We start from the raw sequence: 25,861 nt of genomic DNA, 5'->3' as shown, positions 1-25,861 counted from the left end.
TTTAGCACTGCTCTATTTCCTTACAATACATTTCTTCAGTTTCGGTTTCTATGGTGCTGTGCTGGATATTGTGATGCAGAAAAGTGTGTTTCAGTTCTTCTTTGATGCGCTGCACTTCCTGCATCGTTAAATTGCTTTGCACTACTACATGCGTGGTGAGCGCATTTTGTGTAGTGCTCATAGCCCATACGTGCAGATGATGGATGCGAACGATGCCGTTTATCTGTTCGGCAGCAGCTTGAATGTCATCTACATTAATATCTGCCGGTACGCCGTCGAGTGCAAGGCGCACACTATCTTTGAGCAGCGACCACGTACTTATCAGTATCACCACAACGATAATTATACTAAAAGCAGGATCGAGCCAGTACCAATGTGTATAGTGAATAATAATACCAGCTACCACGATAGCTAACGACACGGCAGCATCGGCCATCATGTGCAGGTAAGCACCTTTGATATTGATGTCTTTTTCCTTATTGCGCATGAATAAAAAGGCGGTGCCGGCATTTACCAAAATACCAATACCTGCTACAATAGCGATGTCGGTTCCTTCTACCTGCTCGGGATGAAGCAAGCGGCGAACGGCTTCGTAAGCAATAGCCCCAATAGTAACAAGCAACAGTACGGCATTGAGCAAAGCGGCAAGAATAGAGGTTTTGCGGTAGCCATACGTAAACTGTTTATTGGGCTTCTTTTGTACCAGTTTGAAGGCCAGCAGCGATATAGCCAGCGCACCTACATCGGTAAGGTTATGACCTGCATCGCCCAGCAGTGAAAGCGAGTGAATATATAAACCAACACCGGCTTCTACCAGCACAAACAACAGATTAAGCACTATGCCAATGATAAAGGCTGTGTTTACATTGGTGAGCACCTGTATATGGCTGTGGCTATGCGGGTGAGTATGATTATGGTCGTGGTGATGGCTCATGCGTGTTGTATCCGTTAAATGTATGCCATTCCTGAATGAATGGTCAACCACTGCATTTACAAATAAAACTGCTTTTACATAAAGTTCAGCTTTGCCAGCTCGTTCAACTCAATTTTTCCTTCGTAAATAGCTTTGCCAACAATAGCACCTTTACAGCCAATCTCTTTTAACTGTTCTAAATCATTTATAGAACTTACGCCACCACTGGCTATAAAATATAGCTCAGGAAATTTTTCAATGATGTGTTTGTATAAATCAAGTGATGGGCCAGCCAACATTCCATCTTTATTTACATCGGTACAAAACACCTGCTGAATGCCTTGTTGTACATAGCTTTCAATAAAATCATAGATCCAAATATCAGTCGTTTCGAGCCAGCCGCTGACGGCAATTCTTTCATCTTTTACATCGGCGCCAAGCAAAAATTTATCAGCGCCAAACTGCTGCAGCCATGTACTAAATGTATCTTTATCCTTCACTGCCAGGCTGCCAATAGTAGCCATTGCCGCGCCGGAATTAAAGACAATTTCCACATCTTTCTCCTGCTTGATGCCGCCGCCAAAATCTATGAGTAAAGATGTTTTTCCGGCAATGGTTTCCAGTACTTTCCAGTTTTTTACGGCACCGGCTTTGGCACCATCCAGATCCACTAAATGCAGGCGTTGTAAACCAGCGTCTTCAAACTGTTTGGCTACTTCCAGGGGCTGCTCGTTATACACTTTTTTTTGTGCATAATCGCCTTGCGAAAGGCGCACGCATTTGCCTTCAATAATATCTATTGCAGGAATGATAAAGCCCATGTCCCTAAAAGGGGAGTTTTTAGCTTCTTGTTTATTTATGGTTTGATTTTCCATTTATCTTTTATAACGCTGATGCGGTTTTAAACCCTGTCAGCGTTTATTGCATAGTTATAAAATTCTTCAAAATCTGTTCACCAATTTCTGCACTTTTTTCGGGATGAAACTGTACGCCGTAAAAATTATCCTTATGCAACGCTGCGCTGTACGGTTGTACATAATCAGCGGTGGCGATTGTTTCATTTCCTAAAGCTGCAAAATAGCTGTGTACGAAATAACAGTAGCTGTTTTCTTTGAGATGGTTGAATAAATCTGACTTTAAGTTGTAAATATTATTCCAGCCAATTTGCGGTACTTTGATGTCGGGTGTTGCCGGTGCAAAACGTTGTACCTTTTCGCTAAAAATACCCAGGCAGTTAGTGTTATTCTCTTCACTGTAGGCACACATCAGTTGCATGCCCAAACACACACCCAACAGCGGCTGGCGAAGGTTTTTAATCACTTCATCCAGCTTTCTTTCCTTTAAATAATGCATGGCTGTACTTGCCTCACCCACTCCGGGAAAAATCACTTTATCAGCAGTTTGTATCACTTCTACGTTATCCGTTACAACAGCCGTTGCACCAATGCGCTCCAGCGCATACAGCACCGATTGGATATTACCTGCATTGTATTTTACAATTACTATATTCATTTGTACATTTGATTTATTAGCGGAAGTAGCTCAGTTGGTAGAGCATTAGTTTCCCAAACTAAAGGCCGCGGGTTCGAGCCCCGTTTTCCGCTCTTTTTTATGAATGGTGAATTGTCAATTGTGAATAATGAAAGCTAATTCACTTATATTATTATCTTATGCGTTACTCCGATTTTCCTTATTCATTCACAATTCGCCTTTGACAATTCGCCATTACTATTGCAAAATGCTTCCCAGAAATTTCTTCGTTGCTATATTTACATCCTCTGCGTCCTCTAATGCTTTGATATAAGCCGTACCAATAATAGCGCCGTTTGCATACTTGCAGGCCGACTGGAATGTTTGCTTGTCTTTAATACCAAAACCTACCAATATCGGGTTTGTTAATTGCATATTCTGCAAGCGTTGCAGATAGCTTTCCACCGCTGAGAAATCTTTATCGCTGCCGGTGATAGACGAAGATGAAACAGCATATAGAAATCCGGTGCTTAATGCATCTAATTTCCGCACTCTTTCTTCCGAAGTTTCGGGCGTTACGAGAAATACAAAGTCTAATCCATAGCGTTTGATAATATCACCATATATCGTTTCAAATTCATATTCGGGCAGGTCGGGTAGTATCAAACCATCAACAGGTAACTCAGCAGCTTGACGGCAAAATTTTTCAAAGCCATACTGTAAAATTGGATTCATATAACCCATCAATAAAACAGGTATGCGAATCGCATCTTGTTCAGCCGGTGTATTGCGAAAATCTTGTAACTGCTCAAACATTTTTTCTATCGTCATGCCGTTGTGTAGTGCCACGCTATTGCTGGCTTGTATGGTAGGTCCATCTGCCAAAGGGTCGCTGTAAGGCATACCTAATTCTATAATATCAGCACCATTGTTTTGCAATGCCCGCATAACTTCTAAAGTGCTGTTTAAGTGCGGGTAGCCGGCCGTGCAATACACATTCAAAATGTTGTGCTGCTTATGCTGAAACAAATTCTTTATGAGACTCATTAGTTCTTCTAAAAAGGATGATTAAATAAGTTGGTTGTCATTGCTCCCTTTAGGACTGGGACGCTACATTTTCCATTGCTTTCATGTACGTGCTTAAATCTTTATCGCCGCGGCCGCTCAGGCACACTACTATCACATCTCTCGGGCTCAGTTTTAATTGGTCTAATGCGCATAAAGCATGAGCGCTTTCCAACGCCGGTATGATGCCCTCCAGCCTGGTTAATTGAAAGGCAGCAGCTAATGATTCATTGTCCGTAGCACTTAAAAACTTACCACGGCCTGTTGCATATAAATGCGCGTGCATTGGTCCAATACCCGGATAATCCAACCCTGCCGAAATGCTGTGCGGCTCTACTACCTGTCCATCTGCTGTTTGCATTACCAGGCTTTTGCTGCCATGCAATACGCCCGGTTTACCTAACTGTGTAGTAGCTGCACTCATACCACTATTGATGCCATGTCCGGCTGCTTCTACAGCTATTATCTGTACGTTGTCGTCATCTAAAAAATGATAGAAAGCACCGGCTGCATTGCTGCCGCCACCTACGCAAGCTATTACATGTGTAGGCAATTCACTGCCCGTTTTTTCTTTTAATTGCCAGCGCACCTCTTCGCTAATCACACTTTGAAAACGTGCTACCATATCGGGGTAGGGGTGCGGGCCTACTACGCTGCCAATTACATAATGCGTTTCCAATGGATCATTTATCCACGCGCGAATAGCTTCGTTAGTAGCATCTTTCAAGGTTTTGCTGCCGCTGGTGGCAGGCACTACTTTTGCACCCAGCATCTTCATGCGGGCTACGTTAGGCGCTTGCCGTTCTATGTCCACCTCGCCCATATACACCACACATTCAATGCCTTTTAGTGCACATACGGTAGCTGTTGCCACACCATGCTGGCCGGCGCCGGTTTCGGCAATAATTCGCTTTTTGCCGAGGCGCTGTGCAAGTAGTACCTGCCCGATAGCATTGTTGATTTTGTGCGCGCCGGTATGGTTAAGGTCCTCGCGTTTCAGGTAAATAGTAGTGTTGTATTTTTTACTTAACCGTTCGGCTAAAAACAGTGGCGTTGGTCTGCCCACATAATCTTTCAGCAATGCCTGAAACTCTTGCTGAAAGCCTGGCTCATACATAATTTCTAAATAGCGTGATTTTAATTCTTCTACATTTCTATGCAGCATTTCAGGAATATATGCGCCACCAAAATCACCATAGTAGCCAAAGATATTCGGCTGCTTATATGTGCCTTTTTGGTTGAATGAAGTAATGTTTATCATAGCGTGAGATTAATGAGATTTTTAAAATTGGTGAGATGACTAAAATATGTTTTAATAACTAAAATTATTGCTCTGCTAACCAGTCTATTTCCTTTTGCATTTCTGCTGTTAATTGTTGTTCCGATGGCAAATAAGGCTCCTATCTGCTGGCAAATATCTGTCGATTATTTTCGAAGAATAATTGACTACCTTTTATTTCGTTTACAATAGCAATATTTTATGCAATTTTGCATTGTGCATGCACTGCATTCACAACTGGTATAAGTAATTGCGCAAACAACGCCTGCATAGTTTTTTCACGACTAACTATCTTCCAAATTCTCGTTATACAATCAGCTCCAAAAATTTTAAATCCAGCCAACGGTTAAACTTATAACCCACCTCTTTAAAGTGTGCTACCTCCACAAAACCAAACTGTTTGTGCAGGGCAATACTTACCTCATTAGTAGCATCTATGCCAGCCACAATTGCATGCAAGCCCAGCCTTTTTGCAGCATCAATTAAAGGTGGCAACAATAACTTACCAATACCTTTGCCGCGGCAATCTGCTTTTACATATATCGAATTTTCAACCGTGTATTTGTATGCCTGCCATGCACGAAAGGGACCGATGCTGCTGAAGCCAACAATTACATTTCCTTCTTCGGCTACAAACACCGGAAAACCTTGCTGCTGCTTTGTTTCAAACCACTCCGTACGCATTGCCAGCGTATGCGGATCGTAGTTGTACACAGCGGTTGTATTGAGAATGACCTCGTTATATATCTCCATCATTTGCGGAATATCTTTCCGCTCTGCCTCTCTTACGATAATACCTCCTTTCTCCGAAGGAGCGTCATGTGTATTCATTTATAAAAATTATAAATTCAACTGCAAATCTTAGTGCTTCACGCTATTGATAAAAGTCCTTACTTTTTCTATATTTTTTATACCAGGCGCCGTTTCAAAACGGCTGTTGATGTCGAGTGCAAACAAGTCTTTGGCCGCCGGTTGGTGCATAAAAGCTTTAATATTTTCTACGTCTTCAGGCGCTATACCGCCACTCAAAAAAAATGGTTTATTGATGTTTATGTCTTTTAGCAGCTGCCAGTCAAACTTTTTGCCGGTACCGCCAAATTGGGTGCTTTCGGTATCAAAGAGATACATATCGGCAACATCATAGTAATCCTTTATTTTCCATGCAATGTTGTCATCGGGCTGCACGCGAAATGCCTTTACAACCGTAATGTACTGCGAGATTTTCTCGCAATAGTACGGCGATTCATCGCCATGTAATTGTACCAGGTACAAACCACATTGATCCACCGTGCGCAATACTGCTTCTACATCGGCATTTACAAAAACGCCTACTTTATTAATGCTGCGTAACTTTTTTATTTGTGCCGGAGCCATGCTTTTGTAAACATACCGTGCTGAAGGCGGATAAAATATAAACCCACCAAAGTCGGCTCCGGCTTCTTTAATTTGCAGTGCCTGACTTACCTGCGTAATGCCACATACTTTTACCCTCATGTTACAATTTTTGCTTGTAGCTTATTTATAAAATCAGCAAAAGCAATCGCAGGATTGGTGTGCTTCATAAAGTTTTCTCCAATTAAAAAACCTCTAAAACCAGCATGCCGTAAAGTTGCTATTGTATCTGCATCGCTAATGCCGCTTTCGGCAACAGCAGGCTTATCGCCGGGCATTTTATTAATTAGCTTCAGCGATGTGTTGATGTTTACCTCAAATGTTTTGAGATTGCGGTTGTTTACGCCTATCATATCCACTTCATCGCATATATGTTCCAGTTCTTCTTCGTTGTGTACTTCCAGCAATACTTGCAGTTGAAGGCTTTTGGCTGCTTGTGCAAGTTGTTTCACCTGTTGTTTGGATAAGCAGGCAGCTATCAGTAAAATCACGTCGGCGCCAATGCTGCGCGCTTCATACAACTGGTATTCATCTATTATAAAATCCTTCCGCAATAAAGGGGTGCTCACCGTTTCGCGGGCAAGCATCAGGTCATCATTCGAGCCGCCAAAATATGGCTCGTCCGTAAGTACCGAAATACCTGCTGCGTACTGGCTGTAAGCAGTTGTAACCTGTGCCACATCTGCATGGCCGTTGATGATGCCTTTGGATGGCGATTTGCGTTTAAATTCTGCAATAATACCCGTAGAGTCTGCTGCCATTAATGCTGCTTTCAACGATCTTCTATCCACCTCAAATAGCGGCATTTTGCTGTAAACTTCTACGGGAATCATGCTTTTTTTTAAAGCCACCTCTTTGTATTTGTCCGCAACTATTTGTTCAAGTATATTCATTGGTATTGATGTAAATGTTATTGTAGAACAGGATAATAATAACGCATTGGATGACATGGACTAAAGCACGGGGTTTTATACACCATCCGTGTTCCATAAACGTGTGTTATTAGCATTGTAATTCAATTAATGTTTGAAGGCATTGGTATGCTTTGCCTCCTTCTAAACTCTCCACTGCAGCTTCGTACGCATCGTTGTAACTGCTAAAATTACCGGTGCACTGTAGCGCCATTGCTGCATTGGCAAGCACAACCGCATTTTGTGCCCACGTACCTTCGCCCATAATTATTTTCCTGAACAGTTTTGCTGCTTCTTCTACTGTATTACCTCCATATAAGTCTTGTTGCTCCACTATACGTTTACCTAACTGTTCGGGTGTGTATAAAAATTCACCTTTGTTGGTAATCACTTTTGTATCGTTGGTTAAGGATATTTCATCATAACCATCCAGGCTGTGAATAATGGTAAACGGTTTGTCGTTTTGCTGTAATAAATAGTTGTAAATGCGTGCCATTTCCAAATTGTACACCCCTACTAACTGATAGTTGGGCGATGCCGGATTGACCATTGGTCCCAACATGTTAAAAAAGGTACGCAAGCCAAAATTTTTGCGAATGGGCGCTACCGTTTTTAATGCCGGATGAAATAGCGGCGCGTGCATAAAGCAAATATTGGCTGCTGCTACTTCTCTCTGCAGCTTAGCATTGTCCGATGAAAGTTTATAACCTAACTGCTCCATTACATTGCTCGCTCCACTTACCGATGTTGCACCATAATTGCCATGTTTTGCTACCTTTTGCCCCGCACCGGCTACAACAAAACAAGCCAGCGTAGAAATGTTGAACGTGTTTTTTCCATCGCCGCCGGTGCCTACAATGTCTATTACTTTATAACCGTTTAAGTCCACATTTACACACAATTCTATTAATGCGTCTCTAAAGCCGCGTAATTCTTCAATCGTAATGCTGCGCATCAAAAACACGGTTATAAAAGCCGTTACCTCGGTATCGTTGTACAAGCCTTTGGAGATAGCAAGCAATGTTTCTTTTGCCTGCTCGTAGGAGAGTGTTTTATGCTCGAAAAGGTGTTGTAAAATCTTTTTCATGGTCTGAACTGGGATTAATGAGATGGTTGGGATTGATTGGATAAAACGGGATGTTTAAGTGAGGGATTGTATTTTTTATTTGTAAACCGGTGAAACTCTAATCGCTTACTTCCGAAATTGATTAACAAACCAATTTCTAAGTTATATGCTTCCAAATAATTCATCGCTTGCGCAAGATGTACCTCTTCCGGTTTAATAATTGCTTTTAATTCAACACTAATAGTATCTTCTACTAAGAAATCAACTCTTCTTGTGCCAATATGCTGATCAAGATAAAATATAGGCATTTCAAATTCTCGTATAAAATTAAGTTTGGCGATACCCATTTCTATAACCAATGCCCACTGATACATTATCTCTTGGAACCCATTGCCTAACGTATTATGCACTTTAAAAGCTGCGCCAATAATCCTTTCCGTTATATGACTGTGCTTAAGGTCCGACATAATCTTGTATTTTGTATATAATTATTGTATCAATATCCTATTCATCCAATTATCCTAATTCAGACACTTAACCAATTGTGTAAAATCTTTGCCCCGTCTGGTGTTAATATACTTTCCGGATGAAACTGCACACCTTGCACATCATACCTTTTATGCTGCAATGCCATGATAAACCCGTTATCATCTTCGGCAGTAATTTCCAGGGTTTCAGGAAATTCCTTTTTATCTACTACCCATGAATGATAGCGACCAATCTCGAGGCATTGTGGTAAACCTTTAAATAGTGGTGAGCTGGTAGCTGACAGTTGGCAGGTGGTTGCGACACCATGATATACACTGGACAAATTGGTAAGCGTTCCGCCAAATGCCTCACCGATTGCCTGATGTCCCAAACAAACGCCCAGTATACTTTTGCTGGCAGCGTACTCTTTAATTAATGGTAACAGCAAGCCTGCTTCTTCCGGTAGTCCGGGGCCGGGCGATAAAATAATTTTATCGTATTCTTTTACCTTTTCCAATGGTATTTCATCGTTGCGAAATACATCCACTTTCTGGTGCAATATCTTTTCCACCAGATGCACCAGGTTGTAGGTAAAAGAATCATAATTATCAAAGACTAATATTTTCATAACCTTCTTTATTAATATTTGAATATTGTTGCTTTGTTTAGCAAATAGTTTCTGCCAGTTCAATAGCTTTCTTTAATGCACCCAATTTATTTTTTACTTCCTGCATTTCGCCTTCCGGCTTGCTGGCTGCTACAATACCGCCGCCAGCCTGGTAAGTGAGTGTATTTTCTTTACTTAAAAAGGTGCGTATCATAATAGCCTGGTTGCAGCTTCCATCAAAACCCATAAAGCCAATGCAACCGCCATAGTAGCTGCGCGCCGTGGGCTCATAAGTATCTATTAATTGCATGGCCTTGTACTTGGGTGCGCCACTCAATGTACCTGCCGGGAATGTTTTTGCCAGCAGCATAAACGGATTGGTACCGGGCGGAACAGCACCGCTCACTTCGCTTACCAGGTGTATCACATGTGAGTAATATTGCACCTGGCGGTAGTGGTCCACTTTTACATCGTTGCAAAGGCGGCTCAAATCGTTGCGGGCAAGGTCAACAAGCATCGTGTGCTCTGCATTTTCTTTAGCGTCAGCCAGTAAAATATTGGTCAATTGCTGGTCTTGCTCGTCGTTGCCGGTGCGCTTGGTAGTGCCGGCAATGGGGTGAATAATGGCCCGTTCGTTTCTGATAATCAATTCAGCTTCGGGGCTGCTGCCCATGAGCTTGTAATTGCCATAATCGAAATAAAACAAATAAGGCGAAGGATTGATGCTGCGCAATGCACGATATACATTGAACTCATCGCCTGTAAACTGCTGTTGATAACGCCTGCTGAGTACAATTTGAAACACATCACCGCGATAGCAGCTTTGTATGCCTTTGCGCACCATCGCAGTGTAAGCTTCATCGGTCATATTGGTGGTTTCACCAGCTGTAGTTTTAAAAGGGAAAAGCGGAACGTCTTTGCTCTTAATCAACGATTCCACTGCCTGCAAATCGCTTTGTACTCCGGAAGTTACATTTTCGCATACATACATTTCATCTTTGAAATGATTAATGGCAATTACATATTGGTATAGCCGGTAACGCATGAGTGGAATGGCTGGCGCTGCTTGTTGCGATTGCAACGTAATGGTTTCGAAAAACTGTACAGCATCGTAAGCAGCGTAGCCAAACAAACCTTGCGCAATTTTTACTGCTTTATCATCTGCTTCTTCCACCTCAAACTGCTGCATAAAGTTCCAAACAATATTGGGCACATCCTGTGCCTGCTGCAATGCTTGCTGCTGCGGCTTTTGCGCCGGATATTTAAATTCAATGCAGTTGTAATTGGTAATTTCAATACCTGCTATAGCATTAACGCCAATAAAAGAAAAACTGTTATCGGCGGCGCTGTAGTCGGCGCTTTCCAGCAAAATAGTATCCCGAAAGCGGTCGCGCAGGCGCAGGTAAATACCAACGGGTGTGTACACATCCGAAAGCATTTTTTTGTAAGTAGTGCGTATGTTTATTTTCTTCATATTACTGATCAGGATTGTACTGATTTTACGCTGATTAAACTGATTTGCCTTTCTGATAGTTCTTCTTTAAACATGCTAATGAAGTAAACTGATATTGTATAAATGACCAGTTATATCAGCTACGCATCAGTTTAATTTGGATGAATAAAACAAAAGCCCCGACTATCAAGTCGAGGCTTCAAATATGATTGAATAACGTACCGGCAATGCCACTACAAGCCCCGACCGAGGTTTGCGTGCCACCACCAATTGTTATTTAATACTCTTTTTTTCATTTTGCGCTGCGAATATAAAAACAGAAATGAGAAACAAACAAATTTTTTATTTAAGACTGGAGCGTTGCGCTCTTAAAGTTCTGGCAGGTTTGGCAAAATATTCATCGGGCAGTCCTGTTTCGTAGCCAAACACATTACCATCTTCGTAGTTGCCACAGTCCTTCACCCACTCCGATAAAAATTTTTTATCGTTCTCCGTTCTGTTTATGCCTATTAAATAACCTATTAAAATACCAGTTAATAAACCTGCTAAAGTAGCACCTGCAATTTTCTTGTTAACATTCTCCATGCTTATAAAAGTTTATAATTTATTTCAAAAACAATGAATTGATGAATACAGTAATACTGTGGGCAACAGCAATCATTTTTCTAAAAGTACAACAATATCCTGAAATAATAATGCCATAAAACGTGTTACTAAACAAAGCGGTTGAAAAGCAACAAAAGCGTAACAGACTACGCGCAGATTAACTGCTGAAGAGCAGATTATATATGGCATGTTTCCGGTGGAAGCTATTGTTGGCAAGTACTAATTTATATAAAAACCGGAGGGCATTTTACCCTGATAAAACAATACGGTTGAATATTATTTAAATAAATGTCATTAAAACAGTATTGTTTTTTAAGGAAGCCCCTTATTTTTGCAGCATCAATTAAAACCAATGATTGAGGATTTAGAAGAAAAAAAAGAGAAAGATTTCAGGTACGACTGGGTAAGCTCATCGCGATTTTTGTTTTATGTGGTTGTGTTTTGCATGGTAGCATGGCTGCTGGGTGGGTGCTATAAGTTGTACCAGGAGCGCTGGAAAGGCAAGCCCGATGTGGAAGTACCCGGCAACACCTTATACACGCCGGAATACAAATAAAAAATAGCATAAATAATTTTGTATTGTAAATGGGATTGCTATTTTTGCAACCCGCCAGTTCTTACAGAGGTTCTATAGTTATCTGCGGAAGTAGCTCATTTGGTAGAGCACGACCTTGCCAAGGTCGGGGTGGCCGGTTCGAGCCCGGTCTTCCGCTCCACATCCTCTCCTTGTTAAGGGCAGAGGATTTTTTTTACACCAACAGCCCTGGTGGTGAAATTGGTAGACACGCAGGACTTAAAATCCTGTCGCCCGCAACGGCGGTGCGGGTTCAAGTCCCGCCTGGGGCACCCATTAAAGCCAATCTTTAAACTAAAGATTGGCTTTTTTATTTCTTAATACCAATTACTGCTAAATCAATCGCTCAATACTGTTTTTCTTAATACCTTTTTAACTCTCATTTTGGGAAAGGGGTATAATTTTTGCTAACGAAACGCGATTTTTATTTTTCATCAGGTATTGCCATTTTCCATTATATCAAGTCGTAATACCAAAACACCCCTGTTATGCAAACGATTTACCTAACGATCCGTTGCAGCTTCATGTATATTGCTGAAGCAGCCAAGAGTGTATTCAAATTTAAAAAAGCGCAACCATCTGTTGTGGCGCGGTATTGTAAAAGTTTTACGATTACGGGCAATGTTTACTTGCCTGTTATGGCATGCATGACCTTATTTTTTTTCAGTTGCCAAAAAGAAAGTTTAACGGACGATGCTATGCTTAACAGCACGGCCTTATCTGCCACTTCTGCTTCGGTCAAACAATTGGAGCCACCTATTGCAGGGACTCCAAAAAGCTATCTGAATTATGGCGCTTTTATATGTCCGCCCACTACAGGACCGGGCTGGTTAGCTTTTCAGCAGAATGTTGCAGGGCAGCTTGGTATAACATGTCTCCGGGGTGGCACACTGGTGCCAGGCAATGGAAACCCGCCAACCTTGCTAACCTCCGGCTACGATGTACTTTTCAACTTTAATTGTAACAACGATGCGGAAGATGAAAATGCTCCTACTCCTTTTGTTTCAAATCTTACACAGTATAAAGTTGACTTAAGCAGTATTATAGCTACTTTTCTTGTTAAGCCGGTAGTAGCGGTAATTGAAAATGAAGAGCCCAACCGTTTTTACTACTCGGGTTCTGCATGGGATTATATAAAACAATTAAATGCAGCGATCAATGTAATGCATGCTAATGGTATAAAAGTAGCAAATGGTGGTCTCACCGGTGGCGGTCTGGAATATCTTGTTTATCAGGACCTTGTGGATCAGGGTGAAGAAGATGCGGCAGAGGAATTCAGGAAAATTACACACGTTACACCTAATAGTCCTATTACACTGGACAGAGCAGTATTTACCGATTCATTACTGTTGGCTTACAATCAGATGGATGTAGATTATGTAAACTTCCACTGGAAGTGCTCTTCTCCCGATGATGTGGAGGCACTAAAAAATGTAGTAAATTATCTGAAGAAAAGGTGCAATAAGCCCATCATCAGCAACGAGCTTGGCCAGGTAGATAAAGATCCTAACACGCTATTATCAATGATACAGGTATGCACCGATGCAGATATGCCGTACATGGTTTGGTACAGTCCGGATGATAATCGTGGAAAGAAAGAAACCCCACTACAATACAATGATGCTACACTCACGCCAACCGGCGTCGCATATCAGGATTTTTTAGCGCAATAAAGAATATATCTGATAAAGGGTTGTTCTGATGCTGTTGGAATAACCTTTTATTTCCGACATATCATTCCGGGTTTTATTTGTTATTAAAAACTTCAGCTTTTTTCTAATTTCTTCTGATGTCTTTTAAGGGTTTATGAGTTGAAGGGTTATAGATATTATAAACTGCACGAAAAATTTTTAATCAACAAACTTTTATGGTTATCCATTTTATCAAGTCACAACTATTCAAGTTGTATTCATTTGCGTCAACGATTAAACATTCGGGCGCTTTTTCTCTTTTTCGTTCTTTAAAAAGTGTGTTCCGGTTCCTTGTTGCTGAGCAGCATGCCAGAAGGTGGTGTGTAGCAAAAAGTTATCCGGTGTTTGCCGCAGCAGTGGCCGTATGCCTTTGCAGTTGCCAGAAAGAAAAGCTGAACGATTCTGCTACTCTTAACAGTACCAGCAGTTCGGGCAGTTCGGCCGAGGCAAGGTCAGGATTTGGATTGCCATGGCAGCATAAAGACCCGGTAATATTGTACGGGTCGCTCATTGACGCACCGGAAACGGGAAATAGTGCAGAATTTGAGTTTGCTGTTGGTGACCAGCTTGGCATATCCTGCCTTAGAGAGCGGGTTGTAGTACCTGCCAGATCGTTAAGTGTAAATCTGGTGCCCGAACTGAATACCCGTTATAAAGTGCTGCTCAACTTTGTAACCCCCAATAGTTCAGATGGATCGCTGCTACCTTTCGTTTCGGACCTTGTCCAGTACCAAATTGATTTAAATAATATTCTCAATACATTTACTGTTATGCCTGAGGTAGCGGTAATTGAAAACGAAGAGGGTAACAGGTTTTACTATTCGGGTACGGCAAGCGAATACATTGACCAGTTGAATGCCGCAATTCTTGTAATGCACGCACGCGGTATAAAAGTAGCAAATGGCGGCCTCGGCGGTGGTCTTGAATACCTTGTTTATCAGGATTTGCTTGATCAGGGTAAAGAAGATGCGGCAGAAGAATTCAGGAAAATTACACACGTTACGCCCAACAATCCCCACACACAAGAGAAAGGTGCATTTGTTGATGAGTTGCTTACAAATTATGCAACAATGGATCTCGATTATGTAAACTTCCATTGGAAGTGCTCTTCTCCCGATGATGTGGAAGCTTTGGAAGATGCAATTAATTACCTGAAGAAAAGGTGCAATAAGCCCATCATCAGCAACGAGCTCGGCCAGTTTGATAAAGATCCCAACACCTTGCTGGAAATGATGCAGTTGTGTACCGATGCGAAAATGCCGTACGTGCTTTGGTACAGTCCGGACGAAAATGCAGGGAAAAGAGATACACCGCTGCAGCACAACGATGCTACGCTAACGCGAACCGGTGTTGCATACCAGGGTTTTTTAGCAGACTAAAAGGGAAGAACTAATTTCCGGTTTTAAAAAGGAAAAGGTTATCCTATTGAATCTTGTTTATGGGATAACCTTTTACTTTTAGCTAATAATTGTTCTTTTCCAGGTACACAAATGCTAAACCAGTTATGTACCAGCCAAACAAGCTATGCAATGGGGGTTTGTAGTTGGCGGTTGCCGGTATAAGAGTTTTGCAACCGGGTACAATACCATTACAGATTAAGTTGTGCAGATTAGTAAAATTATGCAACTGATTTATCTCTACTAATTAACCGAACTATCTACCTCGTAATGGTATAAGTTGCTGTATGTATTCATACGAAATTGATTACAAAAACAAAAGGCTGCTTCGGTATATAAGTAATTCTTTTTACGAGAGTTATCCTTACCTGCATAAAGGCTGCTTTTTTACTATTTACATAACTATCTGCTGGTTGTATTATTTACAACTGCAATAACTAATAACGTGTGTCTGGCGCAGAAAAACAGTTGTTATAGAATATGGATGTTGCATAAATTTCTGATCACTGCGCTTTTAAATAGAAGTGTTCAGCATTTTTATAATTTCTTCTAATGTTTTTTTAAGGTCTAATGAGTTGAAAGGTATAAATATTGCTAACTGCACGCCGAATTTCTAATCAATAAATCTTATGAGTATCCAATTCATCAAGTCACAGTTGCAAAGGCAATATGCCTTTGCGCAAACGATTAGCTTACCAAAAGTTTTGGCTTCTTTAAAGCGTGTATTCCAGTTACTACCATTTGCCAGGCACCGCTATAAAAAACGGCTTGCCATAGCAAACTATTATTTGCTGATTGTGGTAATGGCAACCACATTTTTCTGTAGTTGTCAAAAAGAACAGGTGAGCGATCCCTCTGATCTTAATAGTACCTCGTCATCGACTGCTTCTGTTGATGCAAGACGAAGACATCGTTCCTCTACCAATGTGATTACAAATTATGGTGCTTTTATTTGTCCTCCCGATCCAGGGCCGAGCGGATTAGCTTTTCAGAAAAACGTTGCAGGTAAGCTTGGTGTAAGCTGCCTGCGCGGTTACACCCCGGTACCAGGCACCGGCAATTCTCCTCAGATATTATCTTCTGGGTACAGAGTGCTTTTAAACTTTGTTGCTGAGAATAATTCAGGAAGCGACCCGGCACCTTTTGTTACAAACCTCACGAAGTATAAAGCCGATTTAAACAAGATTATTGATGTCTGCACTGTTAAACCTGTAGTGGCAGTAATTGAAAATGAAGAATCAAACCGGTACTTTTATTCAGGTACAGCCCAGCAATACATCAATCAGTTAAATGCAGCCATTGAGGTAATGCACGCACGCGGCATAAAAGTAGCAAATGGCGGCATTACCAGCCAGGGACTGAATTATCTGGTTTACCAGGATTTTATGGACCAGGGTAAAGAAGACTCTGCAAAACAGTTTCAGCTACTTGTTGGTGGCATCGCTGTAAAAGATGCTGCCACGCAAGACAGGGGTGCTTTTATTGACATATTACTGACTAACTATACTAAGATGGATCTGGACTATGTAAATTTCCATTGGAAAGGTACTTCGCCGGATACGGAAGGATTAAGAGAAGTCATCAACTATTTGAAGAAACGGTCTAATAAGCCTATCATCTCCAACGAGTTTGGACAGTTCGACACCGATCCCAACACTTTACTTGCAATGTCACAGTTGAGTGACAATCAGAATTTGCCATATAGTATTTGGTACAGTCCGGACGAAAATGCAGGGAAAAGAGATACACCGCTGCAGCACAACGATGCTACGCTAACGCGAACCGGTGTTGCATACCAAGACTTTTTGGCGCAATAAAATATAGCAATTACTAAGTGCAGTTTTTACAAAAAGGTTGTTCTGCTATTATTATTTGGCAGAGCAACCTTTTTATTTTATAAATTCAGGAACGTAAAATATGCTTGTAAAAGCAACAGCTACCATCTTGGCTCATGCTAATTTTATTAAGATAATTATAGTTTTGGTGCATCATTAACTAAATAAATTTGAACGTTACTATTGCCATTTCGGATGGTATCTCACTGTTCGTTAGAGCGCTGCCGGCGGGTGCTCCTGCACGCCAAACATTTCAATTATTTAGTTGATATTGTACTTAGTATAATGAGCATGAAAAATTAATTTGTGCCCCGATAAAAATTGCAAGCGCACATTAGTCTGCAGGTCTGTAAAGATTTTGATACCATGCTGCTAATGTAACAAATTGTTTTATCTGCCATCAGCAGTGGCCTTGTAAGGAATTTGCAGGTTGCTTTGGTTACAACTCATTTATCCAATACACTTAATATTCCTGTGATTAAAAAACTCCTATTTACTGCTGCATATCGCCACCATAATAGAACATCCAGTTGATACCAAATTTATCAGACAGGTCGCCTATGGTTCCGGCAAAGAATTTTTCAACCGGGTGATTTACCTTACCACCCTCAGCAAGCTTATTAAAATAAGTATTCAGTTGCTCCTCGCTATCACAAACAATACATAGGTGCATAGCAGTGCCCGGCGTAAAGTTATTATTCATATCCGCAGCCATTAATGTGATCCCTCCGCTTGTAAGGCTGGAATGCATGATGTGTTGTCCCATCTCAGCGGGCATTTGCCCCGCCATCGGCGATTCTGCAACGGTTTGCAGGTGCAGCTCTCCGCCTAAACATTCTTTGTAAAAAGTCATAGCCTCGCGGCAGTTTCCAGGAAAACTTAAGTAAGCATCAATGTGTGCCATAGTTTATTTTTTAAGATGAAAAATCCTTGTTTCAGTGTTCAAATTTATTATCCTTTTGCAGTGAATAGCGGTGCAAAAACGACTTTAAAAGGGGGTAATTACGAACACTGCAATTTTATTATTTTTATCCTATGAAACACATAACGATTCTGGTTCCTTATGAAGCAGTGCTGGCAAGTATAGACGATCCGCGCTGCATGTTTTCCGGCGTTAATGATATGCTTGAAGCCGCCGGTAAACCACCCGCATTTAAAATACAATTGGCAGGACTTTCAAAAGAAGTAAAACTGCATAAAGGCTCCTTTACAGTGCACACCGATTTGCTGCTGCACGAGGTAACAAAAACCGATCTGGTAATTATACCGGCATTGAGCGGCAACATGCAGCAATCTTTGGAACTGAACAAAGCTTTTATTCCCTGGATTATTGAAAAATATAAAAGTGGCGCCGAAGTAGCCAGCCTTTGCGTAGGCGCTTTTTTGCTGGCATCCACCGGCTTGCTGAACGGTTGCCAATGCTCCACACACTGGATGTTTGCACACCAGTTTAGAAGTATGTTTCCCGAAGTGGATTTAGTGGATGATAGAATTATTACCGAAGAAAAAGGATTATATACCAGCGGTGGCGCCAACTCTTATTGGAACCTTTTGTTGTATCTCGTAGAGAAATATACCGACCGCGCAACAGCTATTTTGGCTGCCAAGTTTTATGCTGTTGAAATAGACCGTAAAAGCCAATCGCCCTTTATTATGTTTAATGGGCAAAAGGGGCATGAAGATGAAGGGGTAAAAAAAGCACAGGAATTTATTGAGCAGAATGTAGCTGAAAAAATATCGGTGCACGACCTCGCAGTGCAATTTGCTATTGGCAGGCGCAGCTTTGAAAAACGCTTTAAAAAAGCTACCAACAATACGCCGGTTGAATATATACAGCGGGTAAAAATAGAGGCTGCCAAAAGAAGCCTTGAAACCAGCCGGAAAAACATAGCCGAAGTGATGTATGATGTAGGCTATTACGACACTAAAGCATTCAGAACGGTGTTTAAGAAAATAACAGGTTTATCGCCTATAGATTACCGTAATAAATATAACAAAGAAATTCTTTCTATTGCATGAGGCGTTTGAACCGGGATTGTTGTGATGTGTGGGATTTTAAGATTAGAAAAAGGATTTAAAATAGATTGCATAAAGGTTCCGGACTTTAAAAGTCCGGAACCTTTTGTATTCGGAATATAAGTAGGCGGATACTATTAATTTTTAATGGATAGCTGACATAAGCTAATGCTTTATTGTAAGACATTCGATTAAGATTAGATAAGCCTTGTAAGGGTGAAATATTTAAATTATTAATGCTAAACATATCGCTCCTACCGGAGCTTAACTAAATGACTTTGAACTTCAGCTTCTGATTATTATAAATGAATGTTTTCTTATCATTTATTAGTCTCTTTTAAACCTTTATAACGGGCTGCATACAAGCAATATCACTCCTCCGAATGACAGTCGTAATCAACCCCATAAATAGTCGTTTTTGCACCCCTTTTTACTTGTAGTACCGCTATAGTTTTACACTTGTAAACACATTATCTGTTACTAAATTTTATGCTATGAAAACGACTAAGATTTCTTATTGGGCTACTACCATTATTATCTTTTTATTGGACGGATTAATGCCTGCTTTAACCTCCAACACCGAACTGGCAAAACAAGGAATAAGTCATTTAGGGTATCCGGATTATTTCAGGGTAATGCTTACTGTATTTAAAGTAACAGGTGCTTTGGTGTTGATTTTACCCACCATAAAAATGCGGTTTAAAGAATGGGCATATGTAGGTTTTGGAATCAACTTTATTTGCGCTGCTGCTTCTCACTGGGTAGTGGATGGTTTTGGCGGCGATGTTATATTTCCACTCGTAGCTTTTGTATTGTTAGCAGTTTCTTATGTGTGCTATCATAAATTATACGATGGTGCACCTGCTGTTTACAATAGCAATAAGCTGGCGGTTTATTAATATATTTTTCAGCAATACCTATCGTATGCTTATAAAAAGAAGCATACGATAGGTGTTAATGAAACTATTATTTGTCTTGTGTAAAGTAGCGTGTTGCTGCTTTTCTCTTTATCACTTCTATTGCATCACCCACTTGTATCCAGCCTTCGCCTTTATGCAGCAGGTTTTGACCAAAGTAAATTTTATTATTCTCCATCCGGTAAGTTGCTAATGTGCGCAGGGGTTCTTTTCCTTTTGTTGCCGTATCAGGATTAATAGTAGTGATAACGCAACGGGCACACAGTTTTACGCCAAAAAAATGAATACCATTTATGGTAAATGCTTTCAGTTCATCTTCTTCAAACGGTTCGCCACCGGTAAATACAATGCTGGGACGAAAGCGCCGCATGGTTAATTTTTCCTGCAACTTGTTATTTAAATCATCTAATGAAGATTGCCCGATGAGCAACATCGGATAACCATCGGCGAAAGAAACAATTTCTTTGTCCAAAGCATATTTTTCATCTACACTCCGCTTTACCGCATCGGGCATATACACCAGTTTGCAATTCATATTCAGCAGCTTACTAAACCACGCATTTGCTTCGTGGCTTACTACTATTGCTTTGCAGTGGTCGCTCCACACTTCCACAGTAAGCACTTCACTTGTTTGCGACTCAAAAGGAACCAGCATGGCAGCGCCATCCGGTTTATGTGTTACCAATAAACCTTCGTCTTTTATTGCCACATCAAACAAAGCCATAGCGGGCCATTCGCGCTGCGTAAGAAAAATATTATTATCGTCAACCAGCATCCAACGGCGGTCATATTGCAATCCGCGGTCCGTAACATAGGCATTGGAAACAGCAATGCCACCTAATGATTTGATGGGGTAAATAAACAATTCGCTAATGGTAAGCATGATGTAAAATAAGGAAACAAACAGCATTGAATAAGCGTAAATTTTTAAACTATTTTTCTGCACCAAAAAGAAAGGCAATCATCTTTTGAGTTACCATTTCCCAGTTTTGTTTACCCATTGTTCCTTCGCTCACAACGAGGTGATGATAATGTGCATTCCGCTTTTTAAGATTGCTGTCGAGTGCAATTATTTCATGGTTGGTAAGTTGGAAGATACGTGAAAATTTAACCAGCTTTTTATAGCTTATCAGTTCGTCTTTCGGGTCTATAAAAATGAGCGTAGGAATATTCAATGTATTAAACTGTGCTTCCACAATAGTTCTTTCATTCCTGAATAATACTTCAAAAACGGTGAGCGGTAAAAAATTATGTACTCTGTACGGGCTTGGTGTAAAGCTGGGCAGCATCATTTTTTTATAAGCAAAAGAAAACAGCTTCAATACATAACTTCTGTTTCTTACGGCTGTTGCGGGTGCAATTAATATTTGCTTATCAAATACGTTAGTCCTTTTTAAAGATAGTATCATTGCTTGCCCAAGCAACGCGCCAAGCGAGTAGCCTACAAAGAAAAGTGGCATATTGTGTTGAATGGATGCTGCTTTTGCAATAGTATAAACATGCAACATTTCTTCTTCCCACATAGTGGGAGTAACGTGTTTGATGTGTATTGATTGTTCGTGGTGTCCGGATAATTTTACAAGATATACATCCGAGCCTTGCTCATTCAGCCATTGTATAATGGCAAGCATACCTGCAGGTTTCATGTTCAGTCCATGTGCAACCAATGTGATGGCTTTCCTGGATAATGTAGTTGGATAATATGCAAGATTATTTTGCATTAAGGATAAATAAATTTATACATCAAGGTTACTGCATTCATCTTATTTAAAAATAAAACAGCAGCAGCTTGTATGTTATCGGTAATAGTACAATAAATATCATTTTTCAATTGTTCAAAAATCATACTTTAGTAATATTAAAACACCATGTTATGAGAGGTAAGCTTGTACTCCTTTTCGTTTTTACAACCGTTATGCTATTTACCAAAGCGCAGCTATCCCAGCCAGACCATGAAAAAGTAAATGGCGGTGAGCTAACCATACAACCAGTTCAACATGCTTCGCTCGTATTAAGTTATCACAATAAAAACCTGTATATTGATCCTGCCGGCGGAGCTAGTTTGTTTAAAGGATTGGCAGCACCGGATGTGATTATCATTACCGATATACATGGTGATCATTTTGATACGGCAACACTTAATGCCATTAACACCAATAATGCAATGTTTGTTGTGCCGCAGGTAGTGGCTGACAGACTTCCTGCCATGGTAAATAAACAAAGAGTAACAATACTTAAAAATGGTGATGAAATACATGTACAGGACATGGCTATAAAAGCTATTCCCATGTACAATCTTCCCGAAGCGCCTGATGCTTTTCATACCAAGGGCAGGGGCAACGGTTATGTACTTACTATTGGCGGTAAAAACATTTACATTTCCGGCGATACAGAAGATATTCCTGAAATGCGGGCGTTGAAAAATATTGACATTGCCTTTGTTTGTATGAACCTGCCTTATACCATGCCGCCCGATCAAGCGGCGCAGGGCGTGCTGGCATTTAAGCCCAAAATTGTATATCCTTATCATTATCGCGGGCAGGATGTAAACACGTTTAAAAACCTGGTAAATACAGGCGATAAAAACATAGAAGTGCGGCTACGCAACTGGTACCCAACAGCTCAATAGCTTTGATAAGTATGCTTTTTGTGCAGATGTCTCAAAGTAAATTCCTGCTTATGTAAAGTGATATTCTTTTACCTTCATTCCATTAATTAAAAGAAATATACATGCGAGCCGTTAGATTATTCATTCTTTTTGTATTTATTCAAATAACCATCAGCACAACAGCCACAGCGCAAAAACAATTTAAAGCACTCATCGTAACCACCACCAGAGGTTGGCATCACGAATCGCTGCATGCCGGTGTTTTAGCCTTACAGGACTTAGCCCGGAAAAACTTTTTTGACGCGGTTTTATGGGAAGATCCCAATGGCTTTACCGATAAATATGTTGCACAATTCCAGGTAATTATTTTCTTAAATACTACTGGTGATATTTTTGATTCCGCACAGCAAAAAGTAATGGAGCGTTATATACAATCGGGCAAAGGTTATGTAGGTATTCACAGTGCATCGGATACCGAGTACGACTGGGATTGGTATAACAAACTCGTGGGTAGAATGTTTCATATTCATCCTGCCATACAAACAGCAGCATTAAACATTGTAGATACAACATTCCCCGGCTTGCAGGGCTTTGCCAATAATAAATTATGGACAGATGAATGGTACGAATTTGGCCCCGAAAAAATAACGGAACTACATTATATATTGGCGGTAAATGAATCCACCTACAACCCCAAGGCCGACTGGGGCGCCAGAGGTAAAGGCGAAGGGATGGGCAAGTTTCATCCTATTGCCTGGTATCACAACTTTGATGGCGGCCGTGCCTTTTATACAGCACTTGGTCACATGCCTACCGACTTTAGCGATCCTGCTTTTTTAAACCATTTATATGCAGGCATTTTTTGGGCTGCAACAGGCAGGAAATAGCGCAGCATTTTTAACTGCAAAATCGCAAAGTAAAGGACTTGCTGACAAGCAGATAATAAATTTGCGTTTATCCGCACCGTTATTTTTAATCATTCTTTGTGCCTTAAAGTCTTGGTGGCAATCAACTCTATCTTAGCTTTGGCGTTATGTGGATGATATGCAAAAAAGAATGGCTGCAATTTTTCAGCAGTCTCACCGGCTATATTGCATTGGTTATTTTCCTGCTGCTCACCGGTTTGTTTCTCTTTGTTTTTCCCGATACCGATCTACTCACGTTTGGTTATGCATCGCTGAGTGGTTTCTTTAGTCTGACGCCCTGGATATTGTTGTTTTTGGTGCCTACCATTACCATGCGCAGCCTTGCCGATGAATACAAAGGCGGCACTTTTGAGTTGTTGAAAACGATGCCGCTTAAACCCTCCCAAATTGTATGGGGTAAGTATTTTGGTGCATTGCTGGTGGTAGTTTTAGCACTCCTGCCAACTATCATTTATGCCATTTCCATACAACAGTTAAGTGCCATTGGCGGCATTGATGTGGGAGCAACCATAGGTAGTTATATTGGCTTGCTGTTGCTGGGTGCAGTGTTTACGTCTGTGGGCATTTGCGCCAGTAGTTTTACCAATAATACCGTAGTAGCGTTCATCACCGGCGCATTTGCTTGTTTTATTTTGTATACCGGTTTTGAAGCTGTAAGTAAGTTGCCGGTATTCAATGCGGGGCCGGATTATTACATAGAAATGCTGGGTATTAATTTTCATTACAACAGTATTAGTCGCGGAGTGATTGATATACGCGACATCATTTATTTCATTGGAATTATTATATTGTTTTTGTGGATAACACAGCGAAATGTAGTGAAAAGATGAGTGTGTTGACAGATGAAAAAGCTTTAATAATCCAATATTCAAATTATATAAGCATCGTATGAATAAAGTACTTCAGCATAAATATTGGTGGGTGGTAATGGTAGCTTTTTTTGCAGCTATTGTTTATTTATCCTCTTTCATTTATTATCGCATAGATCTTACAGCAGAGAAGCGATTTACTTTAAGTCCTTCTACAAAAAAAATGCTGGAAAATGTAGATTCTACCATCAACATCAAAGTGTTTTTAAATGGTGATCTACCTGCTGATTATAAAAAGCTGAGCATTGGCGTACAGGATTTATTGCGTGAATTTAAAGACATAAATAATAACATACAGGTAAGTTTTGAAACACCTGGCGAAGGTTTGCCCGATAGTGCAAAAATGCAGTTGTACGACAGCTTAGCCCGTACGGGTGTTGTATTTGAGCGTAATGAAGATATTAGTGCAACGGTTAATAAAGCAACCAATCAACTCATTATTCCATCGGCATTGGTGTATTATAAAAATAAGCCACCTTTTGCCATTGATTTGCGCAGCAGCCGAACGGTGTTTAAAAATTTTAATGTTATCAATGATGAACCGCAACCTGATAAAGAAGCTACGCGCAATGCCGCAGAAGCGTTACTGGAATTTAAGTTTGCCAATGCCATAGATAAATTGACGCGCACGTATGTGCCTTCAGTTGCGTATTGTGTGGGTAATGGTGAGCCAACCGATCTTACGGTGAATGATTTGGGCGAAAGCCTGCGCAATGAATATCGCCTGGCGGTTTTTGATTTGAAAAGAGGCTACCCTAATCCCGATGAAATTAATGCTTTGCTGATTGTAAAACCTACGCAGCCTTTTAGCGATGAAGACAAACTGAAGATAGATCAGTATGTGATGCATGGTGGCAAAGTGTTGTGGTTTGTAGATAAATTATATGCCGAATTGGACAGTTTGATGCGTAGCCAGGCAGATTTTGTAGCATTTGACCGCAACCTCAATATTGATGATATTTTGTTTAAATACGGTGTGCGTATCAACGGCGATCTGGTGCAGGATTTAAACTGCTCCAAAATACCTATTGTAAGAGGTTATAATCCCGATGGAACGCCGCAGTTTGTGAGAATTCCCTGGTCTTATTATCCGTTTTTGTATTCCAATAACAACAATTTAATCTCTAAAAATTTAGATAAGGTATTATCTATTTTTCCTTCGTCTATTGATACGGTGAAAGCACCGGATATAAAGAAGACGATTTTACTTGCTACCGATACTAACAGCCGCATCATTGCTTCGCCAGCTTTAGTAAGTTTGAACAGGGCTATTGAGGAAATAAGCAGTAATAATTTTGCTACCTATAATAAAAGCCATATCCCGGTAGCGGTATTGCTTGAAGGAAAGTTCAAAAGTCTCTTTGCCAACCGCCTGGATGCAGCCGTGCAGGATTCGGTACAACGTAATACTGGTAAGCCTTTTGCGACTTCAGCAACATCAGCTACAAAACAAATTGTAGTGTCTGATGCAGATATTGTAACGAACGCCGTAAGCAATACCACCGGACCGCTGCCAATGGGTGAATTACCGTTAGAAAACTATCGTTTTGCCAACCGTGAATTCTTTCTCAACAGCGTAGATTATATGGTAAGCAACAGCGGCATTTTTGAGAGCCGCAATAAAGATTTTACCTTACGATTATTGGATAAAAAGAAGATACAGGAGCAGCGCACACAATGGCAATTCATCAACATTGTAGTACCTGTTGTGCTTATCATTGTATTTGGAATGTTATTTCAATATTTCCGTAAAAACAAGTATGCGGCATAACACAAGTTCGCCTTTGCAAATATGAAG

Annotated in this window: 26 protein-coding genes and 3 tRNA genes; 13 read left to right on the top strand and 16 right to left on the bottom strand. The window is 40.7% G+C overall.

All coding sequences use genetic code 11. From position 1 onward, the window contains the following. Position 1 precedes the first annotated feature (1 nt). From FC093_RS05300 to hisH, 3 genes are read right to left on the bottom strand one after another with little or no spacing between them, the layout of a single operon-like run. On the bottom strand, positions 2-985 hold the full coding sequence (locus FC093_RS05300; protein ID WP_240743203.1) for a cation diffusion facilitator family transporter: 984 nt from the start codon (positions 983-985) through the stop codon (positions 2-4). A 23-nt stretch (positions 986-1,008) separates the two neighbouring features. Next, positions 1,009-1,788 (bottom strand): 1-(5-phosphoribosyl)-5-[(5-phosphoribosylamino)methylideneamino]imidazole-4-carboxamide isomerase, encoded by a 780-nt coding sequence (gene hisA, locus FC093_RS05295; protein WP_206106520.1) that lies wholly within the window; start codon positions 1,786-1,788, stop codon positions 1,009-1,011. A 43-nt stretch (positions 1,789-1,831) separates the two neighbouring features. Beyond that, positions 1,832-2,425, bottom strand: a complete 594-nt coding sequence (hisH, locus tag FC093_RS05290; protein ID WP_137260711.1) for an imidazole glycerol phosphate synthase subunit HisH — start codon at positions 2,423-2,425, stop codon at positions 1,832-1,834. A gap of 19 nt (positions 2,426-2,444) precedes the next feature. Between hisH and FC093_RS05285 the strand changes: the two genes are divergently transcribed. After that, positions 2,445-2,517 (top strand) — tRNA-Gly (locus FC093_RS05285). Positions 2,518-2,641: 124 nt separating this feature from the next. On the opposite strand, the gene trpA is transcribed toward FC093_RS05285, so the two are convergent. From trpA to FC093_RS05235, 10 genes are all read right to left on the bottom strand, one after another. Beyond that, entirely contained in the window at positions 2,642-3,430 is a 789-nt protein-coding gene (gene trpA, locus FC093_RS05280) for a tryptophan synthase subunit alpha (RefSeq protein WP_137260710.1), read from the bottom strand. A 49-nt stretch (positions 3,431-3,479) separates the two neighbouring features. Beyond that, on the bottom strand, positions 3,480-4,709 hold the full coding sequence (trpB, locus tag FC093_RS05275; protein ID WP_137260709.1) for a tryptophan synthase subunit beta: 1,230 nt from the start codon (positions 4,707-4,709) through the stop codon (positions 3,480-3,482). A gap of 324 nt (positions 4,710-5,033) precedes the next feature. Then, the gene (locus FC093_RS05270) at positions 5,034-5,558 is read right to left on the bottom strand and encodes a GNAT family N-acetyltransferase (RefSeq protein WP_206106519.1); all 525 of its coding nucleotides are present in this window, start codon (positions 5,556-5,558) and stop codon (positions 5,034-5,036) included. Positions 5,559-5,588: 30 nt separating this feature from the next. Then, positions 5,589-6,221: a phosphoribosylanthranilate isomerase gene (locus FC093_RS05265; protein WP_137260708.1), complete on the bottom strand. Its 633-nt coding sequence runs from the start codon at positions 6,219-6,221 to the stop codon at positions 5,589-5,591. Next, positions 6,218-7,012 carry an indole-3-glycerol phosphate synthase TrpC gene (gene trpC / locus FC093_RS05260; RefSeq protein WP_137260707.1) on the bottom strand — a complete coding sequence of 265 codons (795 nt, stop codon included), beginning with the start codon at positions 7,010-7,012 and terminating at the stop codon, positions 6,218-6,220. Before trpC ends, FC093_RS05265 begins: the two co-directional genes overlap by 4 nt. A gap of 109 nt (positions 7,013-7,121) precedes the next feature. Beyond that, positions 7,122-8,117, bottom strand: a complete 996-nt coding sequence (gene trpD, locus FC093_RS05255) for an anthranilate phosphoribosyltransferase (RefSeq protein WP_137260706.1) — start codon at positions 8,115-8,117, stop codon at positions 7,122-7,124. Positions 8,118-8,131: 14 nt separating this feature from the next. Continuing rightward, a complete protein-coding gene (locus FC093_RS05250; protein ID WP_137260705.1) occupies positions 8,132-8,563 on the bottom strand; it encodes a GxxExxY protein in 432 nt (143 codons plus the stop codon). Positions 8,564-8,622: 59 nt separating this feature from the next. Next, positions 8,623-9,192, bottom strand: a complete 570-nt coding sequence (locus FC093_RS05245; protein WP_137260704.1) for an anthranilate synthase component II — start codon at positions 9,190-9,192, stop codon at positions 8,623-8,625. A 37-nt stretch (positions 9,193-9,229) separates the two neighbouring features. Then, entirely contained in the window at positions 9,230-10,645 is a 1,416-nt protein-coding gene (locus tag FC093_RS05240) for an anthranilate synthase component I family protein (RefSeq protein WP_137260703.1), read from the bottom strand. A gap of 321 nt (positions 10,646-10,966) precedes the next feature. Beyond that, entirely contained in the window at positions 10,967-11,209 is a 243-nt protein-coding gene (locus tag FC093_RS05235) for a hypothetical protein (protein ID WP_137260702.1), read from the bottom strand. A gap of 373 nt (positions 11,210-11,582) precedes the next feature. Between FC093_RS05235 and FC093_RS05230 the strand changes: the two genes are divergently transcribed. From FC093_RS05230 to FC093_RS05205, 6 genes are all read left to right on the top strand, one after another. Then, positions 11,583-11,786: a hypothetical protein gene (locus tag FC093_RS05230; RefSeq protein WP_137260701.1), complete on the top strand. Its 204-nt coding sequence runs from the start codon at positions 11,583-11,585 to the stop codon at positions 11,784-11,786. A gap of 84 nt (positions 11,787-11,870) precedes the next feature. Next, positions 11,871-11,946 (top strand) — tRNA-Gly (locus FC093_RS05225). 44 nt (positions 11,947-11,990) lie between these two features. Continuing rightward, positions 11,991-12,076: transfer RNA gene (locus FC093_RS05220), tRNA-Leu, on the top strand. Between the two features lie 216 nt (positions 12,077-12,292). Then, the gene (locus tag FC093_RS05215; RefSeq protein WP_137260700.1) at positions 12,293-13,477 is read left to right on the top strand and encodes a hypothetical protein; all 1,185 of its coding nucleotides are present in this window, start codon (positions 12,293-12,295) and stop codon (positions 13,475-13,477) included. Positions 13,478-13,671: 194 nt separating this feature from the next. Next, the gene (locus tag FC093_RS05210; RefSeq protein WP_137260699.1) at positions 13,672-14,874 is read left to right on the top strand and encodes a hypothetical protein; all 1,203 of its coding nucleotides are present in this window, start codon (positions 13,672-13,674) and stop codon (positions 14,872-14,874) included. Between the two features lie 647 nt (positions 14,875-15,521). Then, a complete protein-coding gene (locus FC093_RS05205; RefSeq protein WP_137260698.1) occupies positions 15,522-16,709 on the top strand; it encodes a glycoside hydrolase family protein in 1,188 nt (395 codons plus the stop codon). Between the two features lie 511 nt (positions 16,710-17,220). On the opposite strand, the gene FC093_RS05200 is transcribed toward FC093_RS05205, so the two are convergent. After that, complete coding sequence (locus FC093_RS05200; protein ID WP_137260697.1) at positions 17,221-17,631, bottom strand: VOC family protein; 411 nt, start codon at positions 17,629-17,631, stop codon at positions 17,221-17,223. Between the two features lie 131 nt (positions 17,632-17,762). Here FC093_RS05200 and FC093_RS05195 point away from each other — a divergent pair, with 131 nt between their 5' ends. Continuing rightward, positions 17,763-18,746: a GlxA family transcriptional regulator gene (locus FC093_RS05195; RefSeq protein WP_137260696.1), complete on the top strand. Its 984-nt coding sequence runs from the start codon at positions 17,763-17,765 to the stop codon at positions 18,744-18,746. A gap of 491 nt (positions 18,747-19,237) precedes the next feature. Continuing rightward, entirely contained in the window at positions 19,238-19,642 is a 405-nt protein-coding gene (locus tag FC093_RS05190) for a DoxX family protein (RefSeq protein WP_137260695.1), read from the top strand. 67 nt (positions 19,643-19,709) lie between these two features. Here the strand turns inward: FC093_RS05190 and FC093_RS05185 are convergent, their stop codons facing one another. Together FC093_RS05185 and FC093_RS05180 are read right to left on the bottom strand one after the other, a co-directional pair. After that, the gene (locus FC093_RS05185; protein WP_240743201.1) at positions 19,710-20,570 is read right to left on the bottom strand and encodes an MOSC domain-containing protein; all 861 of its coding nucleotides are present in this window, start codon (positions 20,568-20,570) and stop codon (positions 19,710-19,712) included. 22 nt (positions 20,571-20,592) lie between these two features. Next, positions 20,593-21,381 carry an alpha/beta hydrolase gene (locus FC093_RS05180; protein WP_137260694.1) on the bottom strand — a complete coding sequence of 263 codons (789 nt, stop codon included), beginning with the start codon at positions 21,379-21,381 and terminating at the stop codon, positions 20,593-20,595. Between the two features lie 152 nt (positions 21,382-21,533). Here FC093_RS05180 and FC093_RS05175 point away from each other — a divergent pair, with 152 nt between their 5' ends. The 4 genes from FC093_RS05175 to gldG all read left to right on the top strand — a co-directional run bounded on the left by FC093_RS05175 (position 21,534) and on the right by gldG (position 25,834). Beyond that, a complete protein-coding gene (locus tag FC093_RS05175; RefSeq protein ID WP_137260693.1) occupies positions 21,534-22,289 on the top strand; it encodes an MBL fold metallo-hydrolase in 756 nt (251 codons plus the stop codon). A 101-nt stretch (positions 22,290-22,390) separates the two neighbouring features. Further along, on the top strand, positions 22,391-23,155 hold the full coding sequence (locus tag FC093_RS05170; RefSeq protein ID WP_137260692.1) for a ThuA domain-containing protein: 765 nt from the start codon (positions 22,391-22,393) through the stop codon (positions 23,153-23,155). 146 nt (positions 23,156-23,301) lie between these two features. Beyond that, positions 23,302-24,024: an ABC transporter permease subunit gene (locus FC093_RS05165; RefSeq protein WP_137260691.1), complete on the top strand. Its 723-nt coding sequence runs from the start codon at positions 23,302-23,304 to the stop codon at positions 24,022-24,024. Between the two features lie 58 nt (positions 24,025-24,082). Continuing rightward, positions 24,083-25,834, top strand: a complete 1,752-nt coding sequence (gldG, locus tag FC093_RS05160) for a gliding motility-associated ABC transporter substrate-binding protein GldG (RefSeq protein WP_137260690.1) — start codon at positions 24,083-24,085, stop codon at positions 25,832-25,834. The last annotated feature ends 27 nt before the right edge of the window (positions 25,835-25,861 follow it).

The organism is Ilyomonas limi, assembly GCF_005233845.1.
In the GTDB taxonomy this organism is placed as follows: domain Bacteria; phylum Bacteroidota; class Bacteroidia; order Chitinophagales; family Chitinophagaceae; genus Ilyomonas; species Ilyomonas limi.
The sequence above is the reverse complement of the archived record's forward strand: the minus strand, read 5'-3'. Positions and strand labels throughout refer to the sequence as shown.